Consider the following 21,235-nt stretch of genomic DNA (forward strand, 5'->3'; position numbering starts at 1 on the left):
CCGTGGCCGCCGGTGACACGCGCAGGGAAGCACTCCGCACCCGCTACCGCGAGCTCGTGGACCGCGAGCTGCCCGCCGCCGCGGCTCGCGATCGGTGGACGCTGCGGAACGACCACTGCTTCGGGCGCGTGCTGCTCGACGACGCCGTCGGCGCCTGCTGGTACGACGTCCTCGGCCGGGGCCGCGGCGCGGCGTACCGCCGGCTCGACGACGACCGCCTCGCCCACGCCGTGGCGCAGGGGGAGCGGCTGCTCGCCGAGGGCGACCCGCTGCTCCGCGAGCTCGACGCGCGGTCGCTCGCGTGGCGGGGGAAGCAGCCCAAGCGCTAGTCGCCCGGGCGCTGGCCGGAGCCGCTGCGCGCTCCCGGCCGGTGGGTCTCGTGCAGCAGCCACGCGCTCACCGCCGTGACCACGCCCATGGCCAGCAGGTACCAGGACGTCGATGCCGAGGTGCCGGTGGCCTCGAAGAGCGAGGCGGCGATGAGCGGGGCGAGCCCGCCGCCGAGCACCGCGCCGATCTGGTAGCCCAGCGACGCCCCGGAGTAGCGGACCTCGGCGCTGAACAGCTCGGCGAACAGGGCCGCCTGCGGGCCGTACATCGCCGAGTTCGCGATCCCGCCGAGCAGCAGGCCCAGGAAGATCAGGAACGTGGCGCGGGTGTCGATGAGCCAGAACACCGGGAAGGCGACGAGGACGGTGCCGATCGCCCCCGCGAGGTAGACCGGGCGTCGGCCCACCCGGTCGGAGAGCAGCGCGAACAGCGGGATGAGCGCCAGGTTGACCGCGCTCGAGCCCAGGATGCCGACGAGCATCGTCGACTCGGGCAGGTCGAGCACCTTGGTGCCGTAGCTCAGCGAGTAGACGATGTAGATGTAGAAGCCGCCGTTGACCGCGATGAACGACCCGGCGGCCAGCAGCACCTGGCGCGGGTGCGAGCGGAGCACCTGCAGGATCGGCGAGCGCTGCTTGCCCGCACCCTGGTGCTGCTGGATCTGCTTGAACGCCGGGGTGTCCTCGAGGCGCAGCTGCGCGTAGAGGGCGACGCCGATGAGCAGCACCGAGAGCAGGAACGGCACGCGCCAGCCCCAGGACGTGAACGCCTCCTCGCCGAGCCCCGCCTCGAGGCCCAGGAACAGGCCGTTGGACACGATGACGGCGATCGGCACGCCCAGCTGCGGGAAGCTGCCGTAGTACCCGCGCCGGTGCGGCGGGGCGTTCTCGGTCGCGAGCAGCACCGCGCCGCCCCACTGCCCCCCGACGGCGAGGCCCTGCAGGATGCGCAGCACGAACAGCAGGATCGGGGCGGCCACGCCGATCGTCGCGTAGCTGGGCAGCAGGCCGACCAGCGTCGTCGACGCCCCCATGAGGAACAGCGCCGAGACCAGCGCCTTCTTGCGCCCGATGCGGTCGCCGAAGTGGCCCCAGATGATGCCGCCGACGGGCCGGGCGATGAACCCCACCGCGAACGAGCTGAACGCGGCGAGCGTGCCGAGGAACGGGTCGGCGCTGGGGAAGAACGCCGTGTTGAGGACGAGCGCGGCGGCCGTCCCGTAGATGAAGAAGTCGTACCACTCGATCGTCGACCCGAGCAGGGCCACCAGCGACGTCCGGCGCACCTCGCGCCGGTCGACCCCCGACCCCGCCCCTGACCCCGCCCCCGACCCCGTCGCCGTCATCCCCGCAGCGTCACCCCGCGGTGCGCGGCAGGCCAATGGGCGCCGAGCACAGGATGTGACGTGGACCGCACAGCCCTGCGCACGGCATGCTGCGCCGGTGGCCGCTCCCGTCCGGCCGGACGGCGCCCCCGACGCCGCCCGGGACGCCCTCACCGCGCTGTGCCGGGCGCTGCTCGAGGAGGTCGACGCCCTCGCCGCGCGGCTGACCCGGCGCCTGCTCGAGCGCGAGGACGTCTACGCCGCGCTCGGCGTCCCCGTCCGCGACGACCTGCGCGCCACCTGCCGGGCGAGCCTCGAGCGCCTGCTCACCCAGCTCGCCGGCGACCTGCCGCCCGGGGTGGACGCGGCCGCGCTCACGGTCGACACCGGGGAGCGGCGCGCGCGCCAGGGCGTCCCGCTCGAGGTCGTGCTCCGCGCCTACCGCCAATGCGGGCGGCTGGTGTGGGCGCGGATGCGCGAGGTGTCCCGCGAGCGGTTCGCGGGCCGGTACGACGCGGCGCTGCTGGTGGTGGCCGACGACGTGTGGCGCATCCTCGACGCCAGCTCCGACCGCCTCGTCGACGCCTACCGCCGCGAGGAGGCCCGGCTGCGCGGGCTCGAGCTCGGGCGCCGCTGGGCGGTGCTGGAGGGCCTGCTCGCCGGACGCGGGCGCGACCCCGCCGTGGCCCGCGACGCCGCCCGCCTCCTCGACGTGCCCGAGGACGCGCCGCTGTGCTGCGTCGTGGCGCCGACCGGGGACGGGGACGGGGACGGCCGGAATGACCCGCTGCCCGCGCCGTCGGAGGCGCTCGCCGGGCTCGCGTCGTCGGTGTGGCACGCGCGCTCGGGCGAGGTCGTCGGCGTGGTGGTGCCGGGCGACGCGGGCGCCCTGCCCGCGGTGATCGCGGCGCTGAGCCGGCGCGCTCGCGGCCCGGTGGGCGTCTCCCCGCCCGTGGCGGGCCTCGGCGAGCTCGACGTCGCGCACCGGTGGGCGCGGCTCGCGGCGCGGACCCTGCCCGCGGGCACGGCCACGGTGGCCGGGCTCGACGAGCGGCTGCCCGAGGCGCTGCTGGCCGAGGCGCCCGACCTCGGCCCGCGCCTGCGGCGCGTGGCGCTGGGCGACCTGCTGGACCTGCCCACCGCCGAGCGGGCCACGCTGCTCGCCACGCTGCGGGCGGTGCTCGACGCCGACGGGTCACCCTCGCGCGCGGCGACCGCGCTGTACTGCCACCGCAACACGGTGATGTACCGGCTCGCCCGGATCGAGACCCTCACCGGGCGGCGCCTCGCCGACGCCCGCGACCGCCTGCTGCTGGGGCTCGCGCTCGCGGCCCCCGACGCGGACGGCGATCAGGGGCGGTAGCCGGTGTCGATCGCGAGGCGCCCGCCCACCGCCCGCGAGACGCAGGCGCACAGCCGCGTCGAGGCCTCCTGCTCGTCGGCGTCGAGGAAGACGTCGCGGTGGTCGACGACCGTGTCGCCCCCGAGCACGCTCACCGTGCACAGCCCGCACTCGCCGCGCAGGCAGTCCCACACCATGTCCACCCCGGCGTGGTGCAGCGCCGCGAGCAGCGTGCGGTCGCGCGGGACGTGCACGCTCAGGCCGTGGTCGCGGACGTCCACGTCGAACGCCGCGGTGGGGTGGCGCCCGCCGGTCCCGAACGTCTCGGTGCGCAGGCGCCGCGCCGGGCGCCCGTGCGCCGCCCAGCACGCCCGCACGCCGTCGGTCAGCCGCGGTGGCCCGCACACGTAGACCTCGCCGTCGGGGTGCAGGGCGGCGACCTCGGCGGCGAGGTCGAGGCGCTCGCCGTCCTCGCCGGCGGCCGTGACGACGGCGTCGTCACCGAGCAGCCCGCGCAGGTGGTCGACGAACGGCATCGCCGCACGCCGCCGCCCCGCGTAGGCCAGGCGCACCGGGGCGTCACGCCGGGCCAGCACCTCGGCCATCCCCACCAACGGGGTGATGCCGATGCCGCCGGCGACGAGCAGGTAGCCCGGCCGCCCGGGGTCGAGCTCGAAGTGGCTGGTGGGGTGGCGCAGCTCGAGGCGGTCGCCGGTCGCGAGCCCGTGCACCCGCCGCGAGCCGCCGCGGCTGTCGGGCAGCAGCTTCACCGCGATGCGGTACGCGCCGTCCTCCGGCGCCGCGCCGACCACCGAGTACGAGCGCACCACCGGCAGCCCGTCGACCTCCAGCGCGAGGTCGAGGTGGCTGCCCGGGGGATAGCCGCGCGCCCCGTCGTCGGGCACGAGCTCCACCTGGCGCACCTCGTCGGCCACGGCCCGCACGGCGCGGACGCGGGCGCCGACAAAGGTCGACGTGCTCACGACCCGCTCCGCGCGCGCTCGGCCTCCGCCCGGGCCCGCGCGACCTCGCGCTCGCCGCCGTCGCCCGGGTCGGTCCGGTCGTGCTCGGCGATGTCGCGCTCGGCCCGCGCGCCGGCCGCGGCGTAGGAGTCGTCCTCGGCGGCGAGCATCAGGTCGATCATGCGGCGGGCCCACATCGCGCCGCCGTCGATGTTGAGGTTGTAGAAGTCCTTCTCGGGGTGGGCGTCGATGGCGCGCTGCTGGGCGGCGAGCACCTCCTCGTCCTCGCCGAACACCCCGCTGACGCCCTCGCGCAGCAGCGTGGTGATCCGCTGGTCGGTCAGTGCGTAGTTGCGCGCGAAGGCCCAGAAGTAGTGCGTGGAGGTCGCCGACTCCGGGGTCATCGTGTTGAGCACGAACCCGTTGACCCCCTGCGACCGGTCGCCCTCGGGCGCACCGGTGCCGGTGGGGGCGACGCCGACGTCGATGGCGATCGTCCCGGGCGGGGTGAAGTGGATGATCTGCCAGCGGTCGACGTTGCCCGCCGGCGCCCCGCGCCACTCCAGCTGCCGCGCCCAGAACGGCGGCGCCTCGACGTCGATCATCCAACGGGTCACGGTCACGGTGCCCTTGCCGTGGGTCACCTCGAACGGCGACTCGGCCACCGAGCGGTGCCCGATGCTGCCGCCGTGCACGAACGTCTCGTGCGTCAGGTCCATGAGGTTGTCGACGATCAGCTTGTAGTTGCACTCGACGTGGATCAGGTCCCCGTCGCCGGCCCAGGCGGGGTCGTCGTTCCAGTGCAGGTCGGGGATCGCCGCGGGGTCGGCGTCGGCCGGGTCGCCCGTCCACACCCAGACGAAGCGGTGCCGCTCCACCACCGGGTAGGAGCGCACGCGCGCCGAGGGGTTCACGGTCTTCTGCGACGGCATGAACGTGCAGCGGCCGTCGGCGTCGTAGCGCAGGCCGTGGTAGCCGCTCGTCGCCGAGGAGCTTGCCCTCCGAGAGCGGCAGCAGCCGGTGCCAGCAGGCGTTCTCCAGCGCGCGGGCCTCGCCGGAGGGGGTGCGGAACAGCACGAGCGACGCCCCGGCGACGGTGCGGGGGAGCAGGTGCGCGCCCACCTCGACGTCGTAGGCGGCGGCGTACCAGGCGGCGCGGGGCCACTCGCGGCGGGCGAAGGTGTCGGGGGCGGCGCGCAGCGGCTGGTCGGGCGTGGTGGAGGTGGTGGTCACGACGGCTCCTCGTGGACGGATCGCCCGAGGGTGCGGACGCGCCGCCCGCGCCCGCCACGACCCCTCCCGGCATCCGGGAGATCGATGTCCCGGCCGGGCCGCGGATGGTTCCCTCCACACCGTGGTGGTGGAGCTCGACGTGGACCCGTTCGCCCTCGACGTCCTCGCCGACCCGATCCCGGCCGACACCGCGATCCGTGAGGCCGCGCCGCTGGTGTGGCTGCCCGCGCACGGGGTGTGGGCCGCCGGGCGGCACGCCGACGTCGCCGGGGTCTTCCGCGACTGGTCGACGTGGTCGTCCGCGGCCGGCACCGGCCTCGCCGACATCCGCCGCGGCGAGGGCTGGCGCCCGCCCAGCGTGCTGCTCGACGCCGACCCGCCCGCGCACACCGGGGCGCGCCGCGTCATGAACCGGGTGCTGGCGCCGCGCGCGCTGGCCGGGCTCGCGGAGCGCTTCGCCGTCACCGCCGAGGAGGTCGTCGACCACGCGCTGGAGGCCGGCGAGGTCGACGCCGCGACCGACCTCGCCGAGCGCTTCCCGATGACCGTCCTGCCCGACGCGGTGGGCATGGCGCCGCAGGGCCGCGAGCACCTGCTGCCCTACGCGGCGCTGAACTTCGAGTCGATGGGGCCGCACAACACCCTGCGCGCCGAGGCCGAGCGCCGGGCGGGCGGGGCGCGCGAGTACGTGGCCTGGCAGGTCCGGCGCGAGGCGCTGGCCCCCGACGGCATCGGGGCGGCGATCCACGCCTACGCCGACAGCGGCGACATCACCCCCGACGACGCCGCGCTGCTCGTGCGCTCGTTCCTCTCGGCCGGGATCGACACGACGATCCTCGCCCTCGCCTCGGTGATCCACGAGCTCGCGCGCCGCCCGGAGCAGTGGGCGGCGCTGCAGGCCGACCCCGGGCTCGCGCGGGCGGCGTTCGAGGAGGGGCTGCGCCTGCACACGCCCAGCCCGGTCATCGGCCGCACGGCGACCCGCGAGGTGGCCGTCGGGGACGCGACGGTCGCGCCGGACCAGAAGGTGCTGCTCATGCTCGGGGCGGCCAACCGGGACCCGCGCCGCTGGGACGCCCCCGACGACTACGACCTGCACCGCCGCGCCGCCGGGCACACCGCGTTCGGCGGCGGCGTGCACAACTGCGTCGGCCAGGTGATCGCGCGCATGGAGGCCGAGGCGCTGCTGGGCGCCCTCGCCCGCCGGGTCGCGCGGGTGGAACCGGCGGGGGAGTCCGCGCCCCGCCTCTCGAACTGGCTGCGGGGGTTCGCGACGGTGCCGGTGCGGCTCGTCCCCGCCTGAAGCCCATCGGTCTTCCGGCATCCGGAAACGGTCGTTGGGCACGGCACGTGACGGCCCGCACACTCCGGCGATCCGTGACGTCGACGCCACCGGAGGGGACATGGCCGTCGCCCGTGCCGTCCCGCACCCCGCTCCCGAGCCGGGCGCGGAGCGCGTCTCGACCGGACCCGTCGTCGCCCGCGCGCTGCGCCTGCTCGAGGCGTTCTCCGACGAGCGCCCGACGCTGACGCTCAGCGAGATCTCCCGGCGCTCCGGGGTCCCGTTGTCGACGGCGCACCGGCTCATCGCCGAGCTCGAGACCTGGGGCGCGGTCGAGCGCGACGGCGCCGGCCGCTACCAGGTCGGCCTTCGGCTCTGGGAGGTCGGCGCGCTCGCCCCCCGCGGTCCCGGCCTGCGCGAGCGGGCGCTGCCCTACCTCGAGGACCTCTGCGCGGTGACCCGCGAGAACGTCCAGCTCGCGGTGCGCGAGGACGACGAGATCGTTTACGTCGAGCGCCTCGCCGGCACCCGCGCGGTCGGCGTGCACATCCGCGTCGGCGGCCGGTGGGCCATGACGGCCACCGGCGTGGGCCTCGTGCTGCTCGCGCACGCGCCGGCCGACGTCGTCGAGCGCGTGCTCGAGGGCCCGTTCCCGCGCCACACCCCGTGGACGCTCACCGACCCCGCGCGCATCCGGGAGACGCTCGCCGCCGTGCGCACCCGCGGCTACGCCGTGAGCGAGCGCCAGATCACCACCGACGCGACGTCGGTCGCCGCCCCGGTCCGCGACGCGTCCGGCGAGGTCGTGGCCGCGCTGTCGGTGGTGGCCCACCACGACGCGAACATCGCGGCGCTCGCGCCCCTCGTGCGCACCAGCGCCGGCGGCGTCTCGCACGCCCTCGCCGCCGGCCGCCGCCGGCGCCCGCCCCCACCCCGCTGACCACCACCCCGGACGACCCCTGCCGCCTGGAGGCCCCGTGTCCACGTCCTCAGCCGCACCCTCACCGCCCGCACGCTCCGCCCGCGAGGTCCGCAAGGTCGCGTTCGCGAGCCTCGTGGGCACGTCGATCGAGTGGTACGACTTCTACATCTACGGCCTCGCCGCCGTGACCGTCTTCGCGCCGCAGTTCTTCCCCAAGACCTCGACGTTCACGGGCACGCTCGCCGCGTTCGCCACCTTCGCGGTCGGCTTCATCGCCCGCCCCATCGGCGGCGTGGTGTTCGGCCACCTCGGCGACCGCATCGGGCGCAAGGCCACGCTGGTGACGACGCTGGTCACGATGGGCATCGCGACGACGCTCATCGGCGCCCTGCCGACCTACGCGACCATCGGGGCGCTGGCGCCGGTCCTGCTCGTGGTGCTGCGCCTCGTGCAGGGCTTCGCGGTGGGCGGCGAGTGGGGCGGCGCCGTGCTCATCTCCGTCGAGCACGCACCGGAGTCCAAGCGCGGCTTCTACGGCAGCTTCCCCCAGCTCGGCGTCCCGATCGGGCTCATCGCGTCCAACGCGGCGTTCCTCGTGCTCGCGGCCGCGATGCCCGCCGAGGCGTTCGCGTCCTGGGGCTGGCGCATCCCGTTCCTGGCCAGCGCGCTGCTCGTCGCCGTCGGGCTGTACGTGCGGCTGCAGATCGAGGAGAGCTCGGAGTTCGTCGCCGTGAAGCGCACCGGCTCGATGGCCCTGCCGCTGGCCTCGGTGCTGCGCCACCACTTCCCGCAGGTGCTCTGCGGGATCGCCATGTTCACCGGGATCACGGGCATCGGCTACATGGCCGCGACGTACTCCATCCAGTACGGCTCCTCGCAGCTCGGGCTCCCGCGCGCCCCGCTCATCGCGATCGTGCTGGTCGTCGCCGTGCTCGAGGTGCCGATCATCCTGTGGTTCTCCGCCGCGTCGGACCGCTGGGGCCTCAGCCGCACGATCGTCGCCGGCAGCATCGCCACCGCCGTGGTCGCCGCCGTGTTCCTGCCGCTGCTCGCGACGGGCTCGCTGGTGCTCATCGCCGTCGCGGTGGCCGGGGCGCGCTGGGCGTCGGCTCCGATGTGGGGACCGTCAGCGGCGCTCGCCGCCGAGTGCTACCCACCGAGATCCGCTACAGCGGCGCGTCGGTGGGCTACCAGCTCGGCTCGATCGTCGGCGGCGCGCTCGCCCCGATCTTCACGACGCTGCTGCTCGCCTCGCCGCTGGGCATCGTCGGGGCCTCGGCCTACCTCGTGATCATCACGGTGCTGACCGGGGTCGGTGCGGTCGCGGCGTCCCGGTACACCCGTCGTGCCCGCACCGGCACGGCCGGGGAAGCCCGCGTCGCCTGAGCCGAAGATCACCAGGCCGAAACGCACCTTGCGAGCACCTCGTGAGGTGCGTTTCGGCCTGTTGATCTCGGGCCTCTCCTGGTTCGCGACAAATCCCATAGGATATCGTCGCGGCGGTGAGCAGCGCCGCCCCCGACACCGCCGTGCCGGGGGACGCCCCGGCGCTGCCGGAGCGGGTCGTGCTGCAGCTGCGCGAGCGCATCCTCTCCGGCGTGCTGCGCCCGGGGACGTTCCTGCGGCCCGACCGCCTGGCCGTCGAGCTCGGCGTCAGCCCGACGCCGGTGCGCGAGGCGCTGCAGGCGCTGCGCGCCGACGACATGGTGCGCGCCCTGCCGCGCCGCGGCTTCGTCGTCGCGCCGCTCGACCGCGGTGACGTCGTCGACCTGTTCGCCGTGCAGGCCCACCTCACCGGCGAGCTCGCCGCGCGCGCCGCCACCGCCCTGGACGCCGACGGGCTCGCGGTGCTGCGCGACCTGGCCGCGGAGGTCGACGCGCTCATCGTGAACGGTGAGCCGGGCGACCTCGCCCTCGCCGAGGCCGAGCACCGCTTCCACGCCGCGCTCAACCGGGCCGGCGGCGCGCGCAAGCTCGCGTGGCTGGTGGGGCGCGCCGCGCACTACCTGCCGCCGCGCTTCTACACCGACCGCGAGGCCTGGCGCACCGCCACGGTGGACGCCCACCGGCGGCTGCTCGCGGCCCTGGCCGCCGGCGACGCCGACACCGCCCGCGCGGCGATGGCGGGCCACGTCCTCGACGGCCGCGACCTCCTCGTCGCCCACCTGGAGGCCGTCGGCTTCTGGGACGAGACCTGATCACCCAGAGACACGCCAGAGACGCCCAGGAGACCGACGATGCCCGTCACCCTCACCGAGGAGCAGCAGGACCTCGCGACCGCCATCGGCGAGTTCGCCCGCCGCGAGGTGCCCGACAAGGCGCGGCGCGACGAGCTGACCGTCGAGGGCCCGCACTCGATGGAGATCTACCGCAAGATGGCCGACCAGGGCTGGCTCGGCATCGCGCTGCCCGAGGCGTACGGCGGGTCCGGCGGGTCGATGACCGACCTGCTCGTCTTCCTCGAGGAGACCTCGTACCACCAGATCCCCATCGGCGGCTTCGGCACCACGATCATCACCGCCGCCGCGCTCGAGCGGTCCGGGTCCGAGGAGCAGAAGCAGCAGTTGCTCAGCGACGTCATCAACGGCGAGCTGCTCGCGATCTCGATGTCCGAGCCCGGCGCGGGCTCCGACGTCGGCGGGCTCGTCTGCAAGGCCGAGAAGTCCGAGGACGGCTGGGTGGTCAACGGCCAGAAGACGTGGTGCTCCAACGCCCACATCTCGAAGCACATCCTGCTGGTCGCGCGCACCTCCACCGAGGGCGGCAAGCACGAGGGCCTGACGATGTTCATGGTCCCCACCGACGCCGACGGCCTCGAGATGCACGGCATCGAGACCATGGGCGGCAAGGAGGTCAACGACCTCTACTTCACCGACTGCCACCTGCCCGCCGACGCCGTCGTCGGCACCGAGGGGCAGGGCTGGCGCCAGCTCATGGCCGGGCTCAACCTCGAGCGCATGATCCTCGCCGGGCTGATGCTCGGCCTCGCGCGCCGGGCGTTCGACGACACCCTCGCCTACGTCAAGGAGCGCAAGCAGTTCGGGCGGCCCGTCGGCAGCTTCCAGGCGATGCGCCACCGGATCGCCGACAACGCGACCGAGCTCGCCGCGACGAAGCTGCTCGTGCACGACACCGCCCGCACGATCGACGCGAACCCGGGCGCGCTGTTCCCGCGCGAGGCGTCGATGGCCAAGCTCAAGGCCACCGAGATCGCCAAGCACCTCTCGCTCGAGGGCATGCAGATGCTCGGCGGCTACGGCTACGCCACCGAGTACGGCATGGAGCGGCTGCTGCGCCAGAGCGTGGTCTCCACCGTCTACGGCGGCACCAGCGAGATCCAGCGCGACATCATCGGCAAGACGCTGGGGCTGTAGGGGCGTGCTGCCCCCCGTGGAGCCGCGATCGGCCCGGGACCTCGTGCTCGGCCCGGTCGTGCTCTCGGCCACCGCGAACGTGGTCATGGAGCTGTCGTGGCCGGGGGTCGGGCACGGGGTCGCCGAGAGCCGCGTCGACTCCGGCAACGTCATGCTCCACCCGCTGCACCGCTTCCGGACCACCAACGCCTACCTCGCCGTGGCCCTGCTCGGCACCGTCGAGGAACGGTGCGCGTACCGGCGGGCGGTGGGCCGCTCGCACGCCCAGGTGCACAGCACCGCGGAGAGTCCGGTGTCCTACGACGCCTTCGATCCGGAGCTGCAGCGCTGGGTCGCGCTGTGCCTCTACCGCGCGTTCGAGGACACCTGGGGCCTGCTCGCCGGCGCGCCCGGTATGCGCCTGCCGGACGACGTCTACCGGGAGTGCGCGACGCTCGGGACGACGCTGCAGGTGCGGCCCGAGCAGTGGCCCGCCGACCGCGCCGCCTTCGACGACGCGTGGGACGACGGGCTGACCCACGTGCGGATCGACGACGCTGTCCGCGCCCACTTCCACCGGCTCCTGCGCGGCGACTTCCTGCCGGAGCCGGTGCGCCGGGCGACGGCGTCGACGCGGGCGTTCTGGACCACGGGGTTCCTGCACGAGCCGTTCCGCGCGCTGCTGGGCCTGGAGTGGTCGGCCGCCGACCAGCGCCGGTTCGAGGACCGGGGCCGCCGCCTCGGCGCGATCGTGCACCGGCTCCCGCCGTTCGTCCGGCAGGCGCCCTACAGCACTGCCCTGGCCGACCTGCGGGTGCGGCGGCGGCTGGGCCTGGCCCTCGTCTAGGAGGCCGGCTTCCAGCCGAGCGCCGGCCCCAGCTTCGTGGCCATGTCGGTGAGGATCTGCACGTAGTCCTCGTGCTCGAACGTGAACGGCAGCGCGAAGACGACCTCGCGGACCTCGCGGAACGCGGCGTCGGCGTACAGCTTCTCGGCGACCTCCTCGGAGGTGCCCAGAACGTCGGGCGCCGCGAGCAGGCCCGGTCCGGGCGGGCCCATCGGGGCGGCGGTGCGCGGGGTGCGCTTCTCGACGTAGGCCTCGTACTTGGCGCGCTGCTCCGGCGTCGCCGAGTCGGTCGGGATCACGACGAGGCCCTGCGAGACGCGCGCCGCCTCGCCCGCGGGGTGGTGCGCCCTGAACAGGGCGATCTGGCGCTGCTGGATCGCGGCGAAGTCCCAGCGTCCGTCGGTCTCGAGGTCGCTGTCCTCGGGCTTGATGATGTTGCTGGTGAGCAGGTTCAGGCCCTGCTCGGCGGCCCACTGCGTCGAGCGCCTGCTGCCGGCGCCGTACCAGATGCGGTCGGCCAGGCCGGGGGAGTGCGGCTCGACGCGGGCGGAGAACTCCTCGAAGCCCTGGGTGCCGGAGAACGTGCTGACCGGCTCGCCGCGCACCATCCGCAGGAAGCGGGCGACGCGCTCGTAGGTCAGGTCCTCGACGTCGGCGGTGTCGGGGTAGAGCGCGCCCTTGACGTCGTCCCAGTGGATGGGCGGGCCGACGCTGAAGCCGGGCTCGAGGCGCCCGCCGGACAGGATGTCGACGGTCGCGAGGTCCTCGGCCATCCGCAGCGGGTTCTCCCAGCCCAGCGGTGTCACCGCCGTCCCCATCGCGATGCGCGTCGTGCGCTGCGAGGCCGCGGCCATGATCGCGATGGGCGAGGAGATGCCGGTCTGGAAGTGCCGGTGGCGCAGGTAGGCGCTGTCGAAGCCCAGCCGGTCGCCCAGCTCGATGACCTCGAGCGTGCTCTCCATGCCGGGGCCGGGGTCGTCCCCGTCGAACAGGCCGAGAGTCAGGAAACCCAGCTTCTCGAGCGGGACGTCGGGCGTGGGCACGGCGGGGCTCCTCTCCGGTGAATCCGGTGACCGGGCAACGACGGCCGGGCCAGGGGTGTTCCCCGGCTACAACGCGGCGGCCGCCGCCGTGGCCACCGCCTGGTCCTGCTCGCCGGTGCCGCCGCTGACGCCCACGGCGCCGACCACGGAGTCGCCCGACATCAGGGGGACGCCGCCCGCGAAGATCATGATGCGGCCGTGGTTGGAGTCCTGGATGCCGTAGAACTGCCCGCCCGGCTGGGCGTTCGTGCCGAGGCCCTCGGTCGACACGTCGAACGCGCGGGCGCTGAACGCCTTGTTGATCGCCACGTCGACGCTGCCGATCCACGCGCCGTCCTGGCGGACGTGGGCCACGAGGACACCGCCCACGTCGACGACGGCGATGTTCACCGGCTGACCCTGCTCGTCCGCCGCCTTCTCCCCGGCGGCGATCACGCGGCGGGCGTCGTCCAGGGTCACGGTCTCGATCGAGCGCATGGTGGGTCCTCTCCGGACTGCGGGCGACGCCGGTGGGTCGACGCCCGCCCGCCATCGTGGCCGCGCCACCGCGTGGCGTCGAGCACCCGGTCCCTCGACGAGCGCTGAGTCATTCGACGGATCGCGGGAGGCCGCGCGTTCACTAGGGTCGACGGGGAGTCAGCAGGACCCGGCCGAGACGGAGTGATGACGTGGCGACCACGCGCGGTTTCCTCGGGCGGCGCAAGGAGCGCGATCCGCGCCTGCCGCCCGGCCAGTACGACGTCGGCGCCGGGTGGCCGGTGCTCACCGCGGAGGCCACGCCCCGCGTGGACGCCGACACGTGGACGGTCACCGTCGACGGTCTCGTCGAGACCTCGAAGACCTGGACGCTGCGCGAGCTGCGCACGCTGCCGCCCTCGGTGTACGCCGGCGACATCCACTGCGTCACCACGTGGTCGAAGCTGGACACGAACTTCACCGGCATCTCGGTCGACACGCTGTTCGCGGCGGTCGGCGTGCGGCCGGAGGCGACCTTCGTCGTCGAGACGTCCACCACCGGCTACACCACCAACCTCCCGATCGCGGACGTCACCGGCGGCAAGGCCTGGCTGGTGTGGGAGCACGAGGGCAAGCCGCTGACCCGCGAGCACGGCGGCCCGGTGCGGATGCTCGTGCCGCACCTGTACTTCTGGAAGTCGGCGAAGTGGATCTCGAAGATCACGCTGCTCGACCACGACGAGCCCGGCTTCTGGGAGGTGAACGGCTATCACGAGCGAGGCGACCCCTGGCGTGAGCAGCGCTTCGACGGGGACTGAGCCGGACCCGGAGCAGTACACCGTCCCCGACGACCGCGCGGGCGGGCCGAACGACCGGCGCGCGGCGGCGAAGTGGCGCGACGCGCGGGTCGTCGAGGTCGCGCACCCCGCGGTCGACGCGGTGGTGCTGCGCCTCGCCGTGCCCGAGCGGGTGCAGCACCACCCCGGCCAGCACTACGTGGTGCGCCTGCGCACCCCTGACGGCTACACCGCGCAGCGCTCGTACTCGGTGGCCTCGGCGCCGGGCGACGACCTCGTCGAGCTGTTCGTGGAGCGCATCGAGGACGGCGAGGTGTCGGGCTACCTCGCCGACGTCGTCGAGCCCGGCGACGAGCTCGAGGTCCGGGGGCCGATCGGGCGCTGGTTCGTGTGGAGCGGGCGCACCCCGGCGATCGGCATCGGCGGGGGCAGCGGGGTGGCGCCGCTCGTGGGCATGCTCCGCCACGCCGGCGACCTCGGGCACGTCGAGCGCCTGCGCCTCGCGGTCAGCGCCACCACCCGGGCGCGCCTGCCCTACGCCGGCGAGCTCGAGGCCGCCGGCGCCCGGATCGCGCTGACCCGCGAGACCGGGCCGCACGCCGGGCGCCTCGACGCCGAGGCGATCGGCGCGCTCGTCGACCCGGCCGCGGCCGTGTACCTCTGCGGCTCCGCGCGCTTCACCGGCGCGATGGAGACGCTGCTCGTGGACGCGGGCCAGCCCGCGGGGACGATCCGTGTGGAGCGCTTCGGCCCCACGGGCTAGTTCAGGTGGCGTTGCCAGTCGGCCGGGACGCGGTCGGCCGGCCCGGGCACCGTCTGGTCCTCCGGGTGGTTCTGCGCCCCGGCCAGCACCGGGCCGTGGCCCACCGTGCCGTCGCGGTCGTCGAAGAACCAGTCCTCGCCGGGCTCGAAGCTCGTGAGGATCGGGTGCCCCTGCTCGCGGGCGTGACGGGTCGCGTGCTGGCTCGGCGAGGAGTCGCAGCACCCGATGTGCCCGCACGCGGCGCAGCGGCGCAGGTGGAACCACCACCCGCCGGCCGCGTCGCACTCCCGGCAGCCGGTGCCCGAGGGCTGGGCGTGCGGGTCGATCTCGGGCCCGTCGCTCGACGTCACGAGGCCTCCTCGGTGGGCGCCGCCAGCCCGAGGGCCCGGCGGTCGTCGGCGGGTACGTCGGCCAGGTACTCGGGGTGCGAGCCGAGCCAGTGCTGCACGTAGGGGCACCGCGGGACGACGGGCGCTCCCGCCGCGCGGGCGGCCTCGAACACCGCCCGGACGAGCCGGCTGGCCAGCCCCCGGCCCTCGTAGGCGTCGTCGACCTCGGTGTGCACCAGGACGACCGCCGCGGGGGCGTCGCCGTCGCCGTGGCGGTGGTGCATGTCCATGTGCCCGGCCTCGGTGCCGTCGACCCGCAGCACGGCGCTGTCGCCGTCGAGGTCCACGTCCACCCGGACGTCGTTCTCGTCGCCCATCGCTCTCCTCCTCGGCTCGCCCCCGCCCCGCCCCATCCTGCTCCCGCCCGGCGGCGAGCGCCGGTGAACTGCGGCACCCCGCGTTGACGTCCTCCCCGGGCGGGCGCACGATCGGGACCGATCGGTCCGGGACCGGTCGGTCCACGAGGAGGAACCATGAGGGACGCGGTCATCGTCGACGCCGTGCGCACCCCGCTCGCCAAGGGCAAGCCCGGTGGGGCGTACGCGCAGGTGCACCCGGTGGAGCTGCACGCGCACGTGCTGCGGGCACTCGTCGACCGGACGGGGCTCGACCCCGCCGAGGTCGACGACGTGATCGGCGGCGCGGTGGGGCAGGTCGGCGAGCAGAGCGGCAACACCACCCGCTTCGCGGCGCTGGCCGCGGGCTTCCCCGAGTCGGTGCCCGGGGTGACGGTCGACCGCCAGTGCGGGTCGAGCCAGCAGGCGCTCTCGTTCGCCGCGCAGGGCGTGGCCGCCGGGGCCTACGACATCGCGATCGCGTCGGGGGTCGAGTCGATGTCGCGCATCCCCATCGGCAGCCAGACGGTCGTGGACGGCGTCCGCCAGGACGTCGCCGGCCCGTCGGTGGCCGGTCGCTACGCGCCGGGGCTGGTCCCGCAGGGCGTGAGCGCGGAGCTCATCGCGCGCCGCTGGGGCCTGTCGCGCACGCAGCTCGACGAGTTCGCGCTCGCGAGCCACCAGAAGGCCGCCGCGGCGTGGGCGGACGGCCGGTTCGCCGCCGAGGTCGCGCCGCTGAAGTCGGCGCGTGCCGACGGCTCGCTCGAGCGGCTCGAGACCGACGAGACCATCCGCCCCGGCACCACCGCCGAGGCCCTCGCCGGCCTGCGTCCCGCCTTCGCCGACGCCCGCTGGACCGAGCGCTTCGGTGAGATCGACTTCTCGGTGACCGCGGGCAACGCCAGCCCCTACAACGACGGCGCCGCGGCCCTGCTCGTGACGACCTCGGAGATCGCCGCCGCCCACGGGTGGACCCCGCGCGCCCGGGTGCACACCGCGACGGTCACCGGCGACGACCCGGTCTCCATGCTCACCGGGATCATCCCCGCGACCGCGAAGGTGCTCGCCCGCGCCGGGCTCGCGCTGGGCGACATCGACGCCTTCGAGGTCAACGAGGCCTTCGCGTCGGTGGTGCTGTCGTGGATCGCCGAGACCGGCGCCGACCCGGCGCGGGTCAACGTGAACGGCGGCGCGATCTCCATCGGCCACCCGCTCGGCGCCAGCGGCGCGCGGCTGGCCACCACCCTGCTCGGCGTCCTCGAGCAGACCGGCGGGCGCTACGGACTGCAGACCATGTGCGAGGCCGGCGGCACCGCCAACGCCACGATCGTCGAGAGGATCGACCGGTAGGTGCTCAGCTCGGTGCGTGCCCCTCGGCCGGGGTCAGGGGCGTGATGCGCACCCGGGCCACGCGGTGCCCGTCGACGGCCGCGACGGTGAAGCGGTGGCCGAGGCCGTCGACGGCGTCGCCGACGTCCGGGGTGCGCCCGAGCTCCTGCAGCACGAAGCCGCCGAGCGTGTCGAACGACCCCTCGGGCAGCGTGATCCCGGTCTGCTCGGCGACGTCGCTGCGGTGCAGCAGGCCGTCGGCCTCCCAGGTGCCGTCGGCCTGCGGCCGGGCGGGCACGGCCTTGGGGTCGTACTCGTCGCGGATCTCGCCGACGATCTCCTCGACGAGGTCCTCGACGGTGACGATGCCGTCGGTGCCGCCGTACTCGTCGATGACCACGGCGAGGTGCCCACCGCCGCGGCGCATCAACGACAGCGTGTCGAGCACCGGCTTGCTGCCGGGCAGGATCGTCACGGTGCGCGCGAGGTCGCGCAGCCGCGGCGGCGTGCCGTCGGGCAGTGGGCGCGCGGTGAGCAGGTCGCGGACGTGGACCACGCCGACGACGTCGTCGACCGTGTCGCCGATGACGGGGTAGCGCGAGTGCGGGCGGTCGCTGACGTGCGTGACGGCGTCGGTGGCGAGGACGTCGGCGTCGAGGAAGTCCACCTCGGTGCGCGGCACCATGACCTCGCTGATGACGCGGTCGGTGGCGGTGAAGGCGTCGGTGAGCAGGCGGCGCTCGGCGGCGGTCAGGGTGCTCGTGGTGCGCACCATGTCGCGCAGCTCGTCCTCGCTGACCTCGTCGGCGGGTGTGCGCGGGTCGACGCCGAGCACCCGCACGACCGCGTTGGTCGAGCGCGACAGCAGCCAGATCAGCGGTCGGGTGAGCGTCGCGAGGCGGTCGAGCACCGGCGCCGTCGTCAGCGACACCGCCTCGGGCTTCTGCAGCGCCAGGCGCTTGGGCACCAGCTCGCCCACCACCAGCGACAGGTACGACACCAGCGCCGTGACCAGCACGAGAGCCGCGGTCGACGCGAGCGCGATCGGCAGGCCGAGCCCCGCGAGCCCCGGCTGCAGGCGGGTGGCGAGCGTCGCGCCGCCGTAGCTCGAGGCGAAGAAGCCGGTGAACGTCACGCCGATCTGCACGGCGGACAGGAAGCGGTTCGAGTCGCCGCGCAGGCGGGCCACCGCCCGCCCCCGCGCGCTGCCCTCGGCGAGCGCCGTCACCTGCCCCGAGCGCAGCGACACCAGCGCGATCTCCGCGGCGGCGAAGAAGCCGCCGATGAGCACGAAGAGCAGCACCAGCCCGATCTCGAGCGCGACGTCCACCCCCCGATCCTCCCAGCCGGGAGGTATCGGAGGAGTCGGGCGGGGAGCCGGGCGTCTTGCCCCGGGCCGCTCCGCCGGTCAGGGTGACGCCGTGCTGGCGGAGACCCTGCGGGACCCGGTGGTGGTGGCGGCGCCGTTCTTCGTCGCCTTCATCCTGCTCGAGGCCGTGTCGTTCCACGTCCTGGCCGACGACGACCTGCGCGGCTACGAGCGCCGCGACGCCTGGACCAGCATCACCATGGGCCTCGGGTCGCTGGTGTTCACCGGGATCGCGCGCGGGCTGGCCCTGCTGGGCTACGCGGTGCTCTACGAGCTGACCCCGCTGCGCCTCGACCCGGCGCACCCGCTGACCTGGGTCGGCGTCCTGCTCGGGGTTGACCTCCTCTGGTACCTCTACCACCGCAGCTCGCACCGCATCCGGCTGCTCTGGGCCGCGCACCAGGCGCACCACAACAGCACCTACTTCAACTACTCCACCGCGGTGCGCCAAAAGTGGAACCCGTGGTTCGAGGTGCTGTTCTGGGTGCCGCTGCCGCTGCTCGGCGTGCCGCCCTGGATGGTGTTCACGGCCTTCTCGATCAACCTCGTCTACCAGTTCCTCGTGCACACCGAGCGCGTCGGCACGCTCCCGCGCCCGATCGAGCTGGTGTTCAACACCCCGTCGCACCACCGCGTGCACCACGCGAGCGATCCCGAGTACCTCGACAAGAACTACGGCGGCATCCTCATCGTCTGGGACCGGCTGTTCGGCACGTTCGCGCCGGAGACGCACCGCCCGACCTACGGGCTCACCCGCCCCGTGGGCACCCAGAACGTCCTCGCCCTGCAGTACCGCGAGTTCGGCGCGATCGCCCGCGACGTGCGACGGGCCGGCGGGTGGCGCGAGCGCGTCGGCTACGTCCTGCGCCCGCCGGGGTGGCGGCCGCGCGCCGAGGTCTGACCGGTCCTCAGGCGATGCGGTGCGCCCGCGTCCCCGGCACCGCGGGGAAGCGCCGGGTGACCTCGGGGTCGTGGCCCGGCACCACGAGCTCCGGCGCGTCGGCCAGCTCCCGCACCCGGTCGAACGCGGCGTAGACGTCGGGCATCGCGTGCAGGATCGGCGCGGGCCGGTCGTCGGCGAGGTTCTCGGCGAAGTGGGCCGCGTCGGAGGCGAGCACCACCCACCCGGCCGCGGTGTGCACGCGCACCACCTGCATGCCCGCGGTGTGCCCGCCGACGCGGTGCACGCTCAGCCCCGGCGCGAGCTCCCGGTCGCCGTCGACGAGCGCGAGGCGGTCGCTGCCGAGCACGTGGCGCACGTCCGCGTCGGTGCAGAGCCAGTGCTCGCGGTGGATGCGGGCGGCGACCGGCCCGGTCCAGTAGTCGGCCTCGGCGCGCTGCACCACGTACCGCGCCCGCGGGAAGCGGGCCACGGTGCCGGTGTGGTCGTGGTGCAGGTGGGTCAGCACGACGTCGGTGACGTCGCCCGGGTCGACGCCCAGCGCGGCGAGCCCGTCCACCGGCGAGCCGTGGAACTCCAGGCCGGGCAGGGCTGAGTGGTGCTCCGGGTCGAGGCCCGCGTCGACGAGCACCACCCGCCGGTCGGAGACGGCGAGCCACACGTAGTACGCGGTGGGGTGTGGCTCGCCGGACCGATCGTCGTGGCCGAGGAAGTGCTGGCCCCGCAGGCCCTCGCGCGACGCGAAGTGGATCGCGTGGACGACGAAGACCTCCGGGGCCTCCGACTCCGGGCTCACGACGCCGTGGCCGTGACGCGGTCGGACGACGACCGCGGCACCGGCTCGCCGCCGAGCTGCTCGGTGGGCGTGTGGACGTAGTCGCGCCCGGTGCCGACGGCCACCGCGTTGATCACGCAGACCACGGCGACGACCGACGCGACGGCCACCCAGTTGCTGCCGTCCCCGCCGGCGACCGCGGCCGCGATCGAGGGGGCGAAGCCGGCCACGGCGAACCCGATCTGGGTGCCGACGGCCGTGCCCGACAGCCGGACCCGGGCGGGGAACATCTCGCCGTAGAAGGCGGGCCACACGCCGCCGGTGGCGCTGTGGACCACGCCGAACATGAGGATGCCGACGACGAAGATCAGCGCGTAGTTGCCGGTGGAGATCGCGCCGAGGTAGCCGAACATCAGCACCCCACAGCCGATCGTGCCGGCGAGGAACACCGGCTTGCGCCCGATCCGGTCGGCGAGCAGGCCGAAGAGCGGGATCGCCGCGAGCGCGACGATGTTGGCGAGCACGCCCACCCACAGCATCGCACTGCGCGAGAGCCCGACGGTGTTCACCGCGTACGACAGCGCGTAGACGGTGAAGATCGTGCTGACCGTGGCGATCGTCGACGCACAGATCACGCGCACCACCGAGCCGAGGTGGTCGCGGAACAGCACCGCGAGCGGCAGGCGCGCGACCTCGTCCTTCGTGCGCTCGCGCTCGAAGACCGGCGTCTCCTCCAGCGTGCGGCGGATGAGCAGGCCCGCGACCACCACGACCGCGCTGAGCCAGAACGGCAGCCGCCAGCCCCAGGTCAGCAGGTCCTCCTCGGGCAGCACGGCCACCGGCAGGAACACCGCCGTGGCCAGGACCTGGCCGAACTGCGTGCCCCCGAGGGTGAAGCTCGTGTAGTAGGCGCGGCGGTTCGCCGGGGCGTGCTCCAGGCTCATGGAGTTGGCGCCGGCCTGCTCCCCGCCGGCCGAGAAGCCCTGCAGCAGGCGCAGCAGCACGAGCAGGATCGGGGCGGCGATGCCGATCGTGGAGAAGGTGGGCAGGCAGCCGACCGCGAACGTCGCGATGCCCATGAGCAGCACGGTGGCGACGAGGACGCGCTTGCGGCCGAAGCGGTCACCGATGTGGCCGAGCACGAGGGCGCCGATCGGACGCGCCAGGTAGCCGACGCCGAACGTGGCGAGCGCGAGCAGTGTGCCGGTCGCCGGCGCGGAGGAGGGGAAGAACAGCTTGTTGAACACCAGCGCGGCCGCGGTGCCGTAGATGAAGAAGTCGTAGTACTCCAGCGCGCTGCCGATCCAGGCCGCCAGGGCCGCCTTCCGCGGCTGGGCGGTGGGGGCCGGGGCGGGCGGGGGTGAGGACACGGGGCCTCCCTGACGTGGTGCTGCGGTGCGACACACGTCCGACGCGCGGGCCGGTATGTACCGTCTGGTTACGTACCGGATGGTGAGTTGAGTCGCAGCGCCGTGTCAAGGAC

General features: G+C 74.6%; 22 protein-coding genes and 1 pseudogene. 12 read left to right on the forward strand and 11 right to left on the reverse strand.

Features of this window, described 5'->3' with window-relative positions:
* Positions 1-2: 2 nt before the first annotated feature.
* Positions 3-329, forward strand: coding sequence for a hypothetical protein (locus ACQPX6_RS06240; protein ID WP_433786238.1), 327 nt, complete (start codon positions 3-5; stop codon positions 327-329).
* Here the strand turns inward: ACQPX6_RS06240 and ACQPX6_RS06245 are convergent.
* Positions 326-1,675, reverse strand: a complete 1,350-nt coding sequence (locus ACQPX6_RS06245; RefSeq protein WP_433786239.1) for an MFS transporter — start codon at positions 1,673-1,675, stop codon at positions 326-328. The two genes, ACQPX6_RS06240 and ACQPX6_RS06245, sit on opposite strands and share 4 nt — an antisense overlap.
* A 97-nt stretch (positions 1,676-1,772) precedes the next feature.
* On the opposite strand from ACQPX6_RS06245, the gene ACQPX6_RS06250 reads away from it, so the two are divergent.
* Entirely contained in the window at positions 1,773-3,017 is a 1,245-nt protein-coding gene (locus ACQPX6_RS06250) for a PucR family transcriptional regulator (RefSeq protein WP_433786241.1), read from the forward strand.
* Here the strand turns inward: ACQPX6_RS06250 and ACQPX6_RS06255 are convergent.
* The 3 genes and pseudogenes from ACQPX6_RS06255 to ACQPX6_RS06265 all read right to left on the reverse strand — a co-directional run.
* Positions 3,005-3,979 (reverse strand): PDR/VanB family oxidoreductase, encoded by a 975-nt coding sequence (locus tag ACQPX6_RS06255; RefSeq protein WP_433788200.1) that lies wholly within the window; start codon positions 3,977-3,979, stop codon positions 3,005-3,007. The two genes, ACQPX6_RS06250 and ACQPX6_RS06255, sit on opposite strands and share 13 nt — an antisense overlap.
* On the reverse strand, positions 3,976-4,890 hold the full coding sequence (locus tag ACQPX6_RS06260; RefSeq protein ID WP_433786243.1) for an aromatic ring-hydroxylating dioxygenase subunit alpha: 915 nt from the start codon (positions 4,888-4,890) through the stop codon (positions 3,976-3,978). The genes ACQPX6_RS06255 and ACQPX6_RS06260 overlap by 4 nt, the downstream gene beginning before the upstream one ends.
* 118 nt (positions 4,891-5,008) lie before the next feature.
* A pseudogene (locus tag ACQPX6_RS06265) lies at positions 5,009-5,380 on the reverse strand (hypothetical protein); the annotation flags it as partial.
* On the opposite strand from ACQPX6_RS06265, the gene ACQPX6_RS06270 reads away from it, so the two are divergent.
* The 6 genes from ACQPX6_RS06270 (at position 5,313) to ACQPX6_RS06295 (ending at position 11,595) form a co-directional block, all read left to right on the forward strand.
* On the forward strand, positions 5,313-6,494 hold the full coding sequence (locus ACQPX6_RS06270; RefSeq protein ID WP_433786244.1) for a cytochrome P450: 1,182 nt from the start codon (positions 5,313-5,315) through the stop codon (positions 6,492-6,494). The pseudogene ACQPX6_RS06265 and the gene ACQPX6_RS06270 sit on opposite strands and share 68 nt — an antisense overlap.
* A gap of 100 nt (positions 6,495-6,594) precedes the next feature.
* Positions 6,595-7,413, forward strand: coding sequence for an IclR family transcriptional regulator (locus tag ACQPX6_RS06275; RefSeq protein ID WP_433786245.1), 819 nt, complete (start codon positions 6,595-6,597; stop codon positions 7,411-7,413).
* 37 nt (positions 7,414-7,450) lie between these two features.
* Positions 7,451-8,686 (forward strand): MFS transporter, encoded by a 1,236-nt coding sequence (locus ACQPX6_RS06280; protein ID WP_433786247.1) that lies wholly within the window; start codon positions 7,451-7,453, stop codon positions 8,684-8,686.
* A gap of 211 nt (positions 8,687-8,897) precedes the next feature.
* Positions 8,898-9,593, forward strand: coding sequence for a GntR family transcriptional regulator (locus ACQPX6_RS06285; protein ID WP_433786249.1), 696 nt, complete (start codon positions 8,898-8,900; stop codon positions 9,591-9,593).
* Between the two features lie 39 nt (positions 9,594-9,632).
* Positions 9,633-10,769, forward strand: coding sequence for an acyl-CoA dehydrogenase family protein (locus ACQPX6_RS06290; RefSeq protein WP_433786250.1), 1,137 nt, complete (start codon positions 9,633-9,635; stop codon positions 10,767-10,769).
* 16 nt (positions 10,770-10,785) lie between these two features.
* On the forward strand, positions 10,786-11,595 hold the full coding sequence (locus tag ACQPX6_RS06295) for an oxygenase MpaB family protein (RefSeq protein ID WP_433786251.1): 810 nt from the start codon (positions 10,786-10,788) through the stop codon (positions 11,593-11,595).
* Here ACQPX6_RS06295 and ACQPX6_RS06300 read toward each other — a convergent pair.
* Both ACQPX6_RS06300 and ACQPX6_RS06305 read right to left on the reverse strand, forming a co-directional pair.
* Positions 11,592-12,638, reverse strand: coding sequence for an LLM class flavin-dependent oxidoreductase (locus ACQPX6_RS06300; protein WP_433786253.1), 1,047 nt, complete (start codon positions 12,636-12,638; stop codon positions 11,592-11,594). The genes ACQPX6_RS06295 and ACQPX6_RS06300 overlap by 4 nt on opposite strands.
* Before the next feature lie 66 nt (positions 12,639-12,704).
* Positions 12,705-13,115 carry a GlcG/HbpS family heme-binding protein gene (locus tag ACQPX6_RS06305; protein WP_433786255.1) on the reverse strand — a complete coding sequence of 137 codons (411 nt, stop codon included), beginning with the start codon at positions 13,113-13,115 and terminating at the stop codon, positions 12,705-12,707.
* Between the two features lie 191 nt (positions 13,116-13,306).
* On the opposite strand from ACQPX6_RS06305, the gene ACQPX6_RS06310 reads away from it, so the two are divergent.
* Together ACQPX6_RS06310 and ACQPX6_RS06315 are read left to right on the forward strand one after the other, a co-directional pair.
* Positions 13,307-13,912 (forward strand): sulfite oxidase-like oxidoreductase, encoded by a 606-nt coding sequence (locus ACQPX6_RS06310; RefSeq protein ID WP_433786257.1) that lies wholly within the window; start codon positions 13,307-13,309, stop codon positions 13,910-13,912.
* Positions 13,887-14,654 (forward strand): FAD-binding oxidoreductase, encoded by a 768-nt coding sequence (locus ACQPX6_RS06315; protein WP_433786258.1) that lies wholly within the window; start codon positions 13,887-13,889, stop codon positions 14,652-14,654. The genes ACQPX6_RS06310 and ACQPX6_RS06315 overlap by 26 nt, the downstream gene beginning before the upstream one ends.
* Here ACQPX6_RS06315 and ACQPX6_RS06320 read toward each other — a convergent pair.
* A complete protein-coding gene (locus tag ACQPX6_RS06320; protein WP_433786259.1) occupies positions 14,651-15,004 on the reverse strand; it encodes a UBP-type zinc finger domain-containing protein in 354 nt (117 codons plus the stop codon). The genes ACQPX6_RS06315 and ACQPX6_RS06320 overlap by 4 nt on opposite strands.
* Entirely contained in the window at positions 15,001-15,360 is a 360-nt protein-coding gene (locus ACQPX6_RS06325; RefSeq protein WP_433786261.1) for a GNAT family N-acetyltransferase, read from the reverse strand. Before ACQPX6_RS06325 ends, ACQPX6_RS06320 begins: the two co-directional genes overlap by 4 nt.
* 156 nt (positions 15,361-15,516) lie before the next feature.
* On the opposite strand from ACQPX6_RS06325, the gene ACQPX6_RS06330 reads away from it, so the two are divergent.
* The gene (locus ACQPX6_RS06330) at positions 15,517-16,728 is read left to right on the forward strand and encodes a thiolase family protein (RefSeq protein ID WP_433786263.1); all 1,212 of its coding nucleotides are present in this window, start codon (positions 15,517-15,519) and stop codon (positions 16,726-16,728) included.
* A gap of 4 nt (positions 16,729-16,732) precedes the next feature.
* On the opposite strand, the gene ACQPX6_RS06335 is transcribed toward ACQPX6_RS06330, so the two are convergent.
* Complete coding sequence (locus ACQPX6_RS06335; RefSeq protein ID WP_433786264.1) at positions 16,733-18,037, reverse strand: hemolysin family protein; 1,305 nt, start codon at positions 18,035-18,037, stop codon at positions 16,733-16,735.
* Positions 18,038-18,128: 91 nt separating this feature from the next.
* Here ACQPX6_RS06335 and ACQPX6_RS06340 point away from each other — a divergent pair, with 91 nt between their 5' ends.
* Positions 18,129-18,977 (forward strand): sterol desaturase family protein, encoded by an 849-nt coding sequence (locus ACQPX6_RS06340; RefSeq protein WP_433786266.1) that lies wholly within the window; start codon positions 18,129-18,131, stop codon positions 18,975-18,977.
* 7 nt (positions 18,978-18,984) lie between these two features.
* Here the strand turns inward: ACQPX6_RS06340 and ACQPX6_RS06345 are convergent, their stop codons facing one another.
* Positions 18,985-19,773, reverse strand: coding sequence for an N-acyl homoserine lactonase family protein (locus ACQPX6_RS06345; RefSeq protein WP_433786268.1), 789 nt, complete (start codon positions 19,771-19,773; stop codon positions 18,985-18,987).
* Positions 19,770-21,122 (reverse strand): MFS transporter, encoded by a 1,353-nt coding sequence (locus ACQPX6_RS06350; RefSeq protein WP_433786270.1) that lies wholly within the window; start codon positions 21,120-21,122, stop codon positions 19,770-19,772. The genes ACQPX6_RS06345 and ACQPX6_RS06350 overlap by 4 nt, the downstream gene beginning before the upstream one ends.
* Positions 21,123-21,235: the final 113 nt, after the last annotated feature.

The sequence above is a fragment of the Actinomycetospora sp. CA-101289 genome (genome assembly GCF_050955895.1).
Taxonomy (GTDB): domain Bacteria; phylum Actinomycetota; class Actinomycetes; order Mycobacteriales; family Pseudonocardiaceae; genus Actinomycetospora.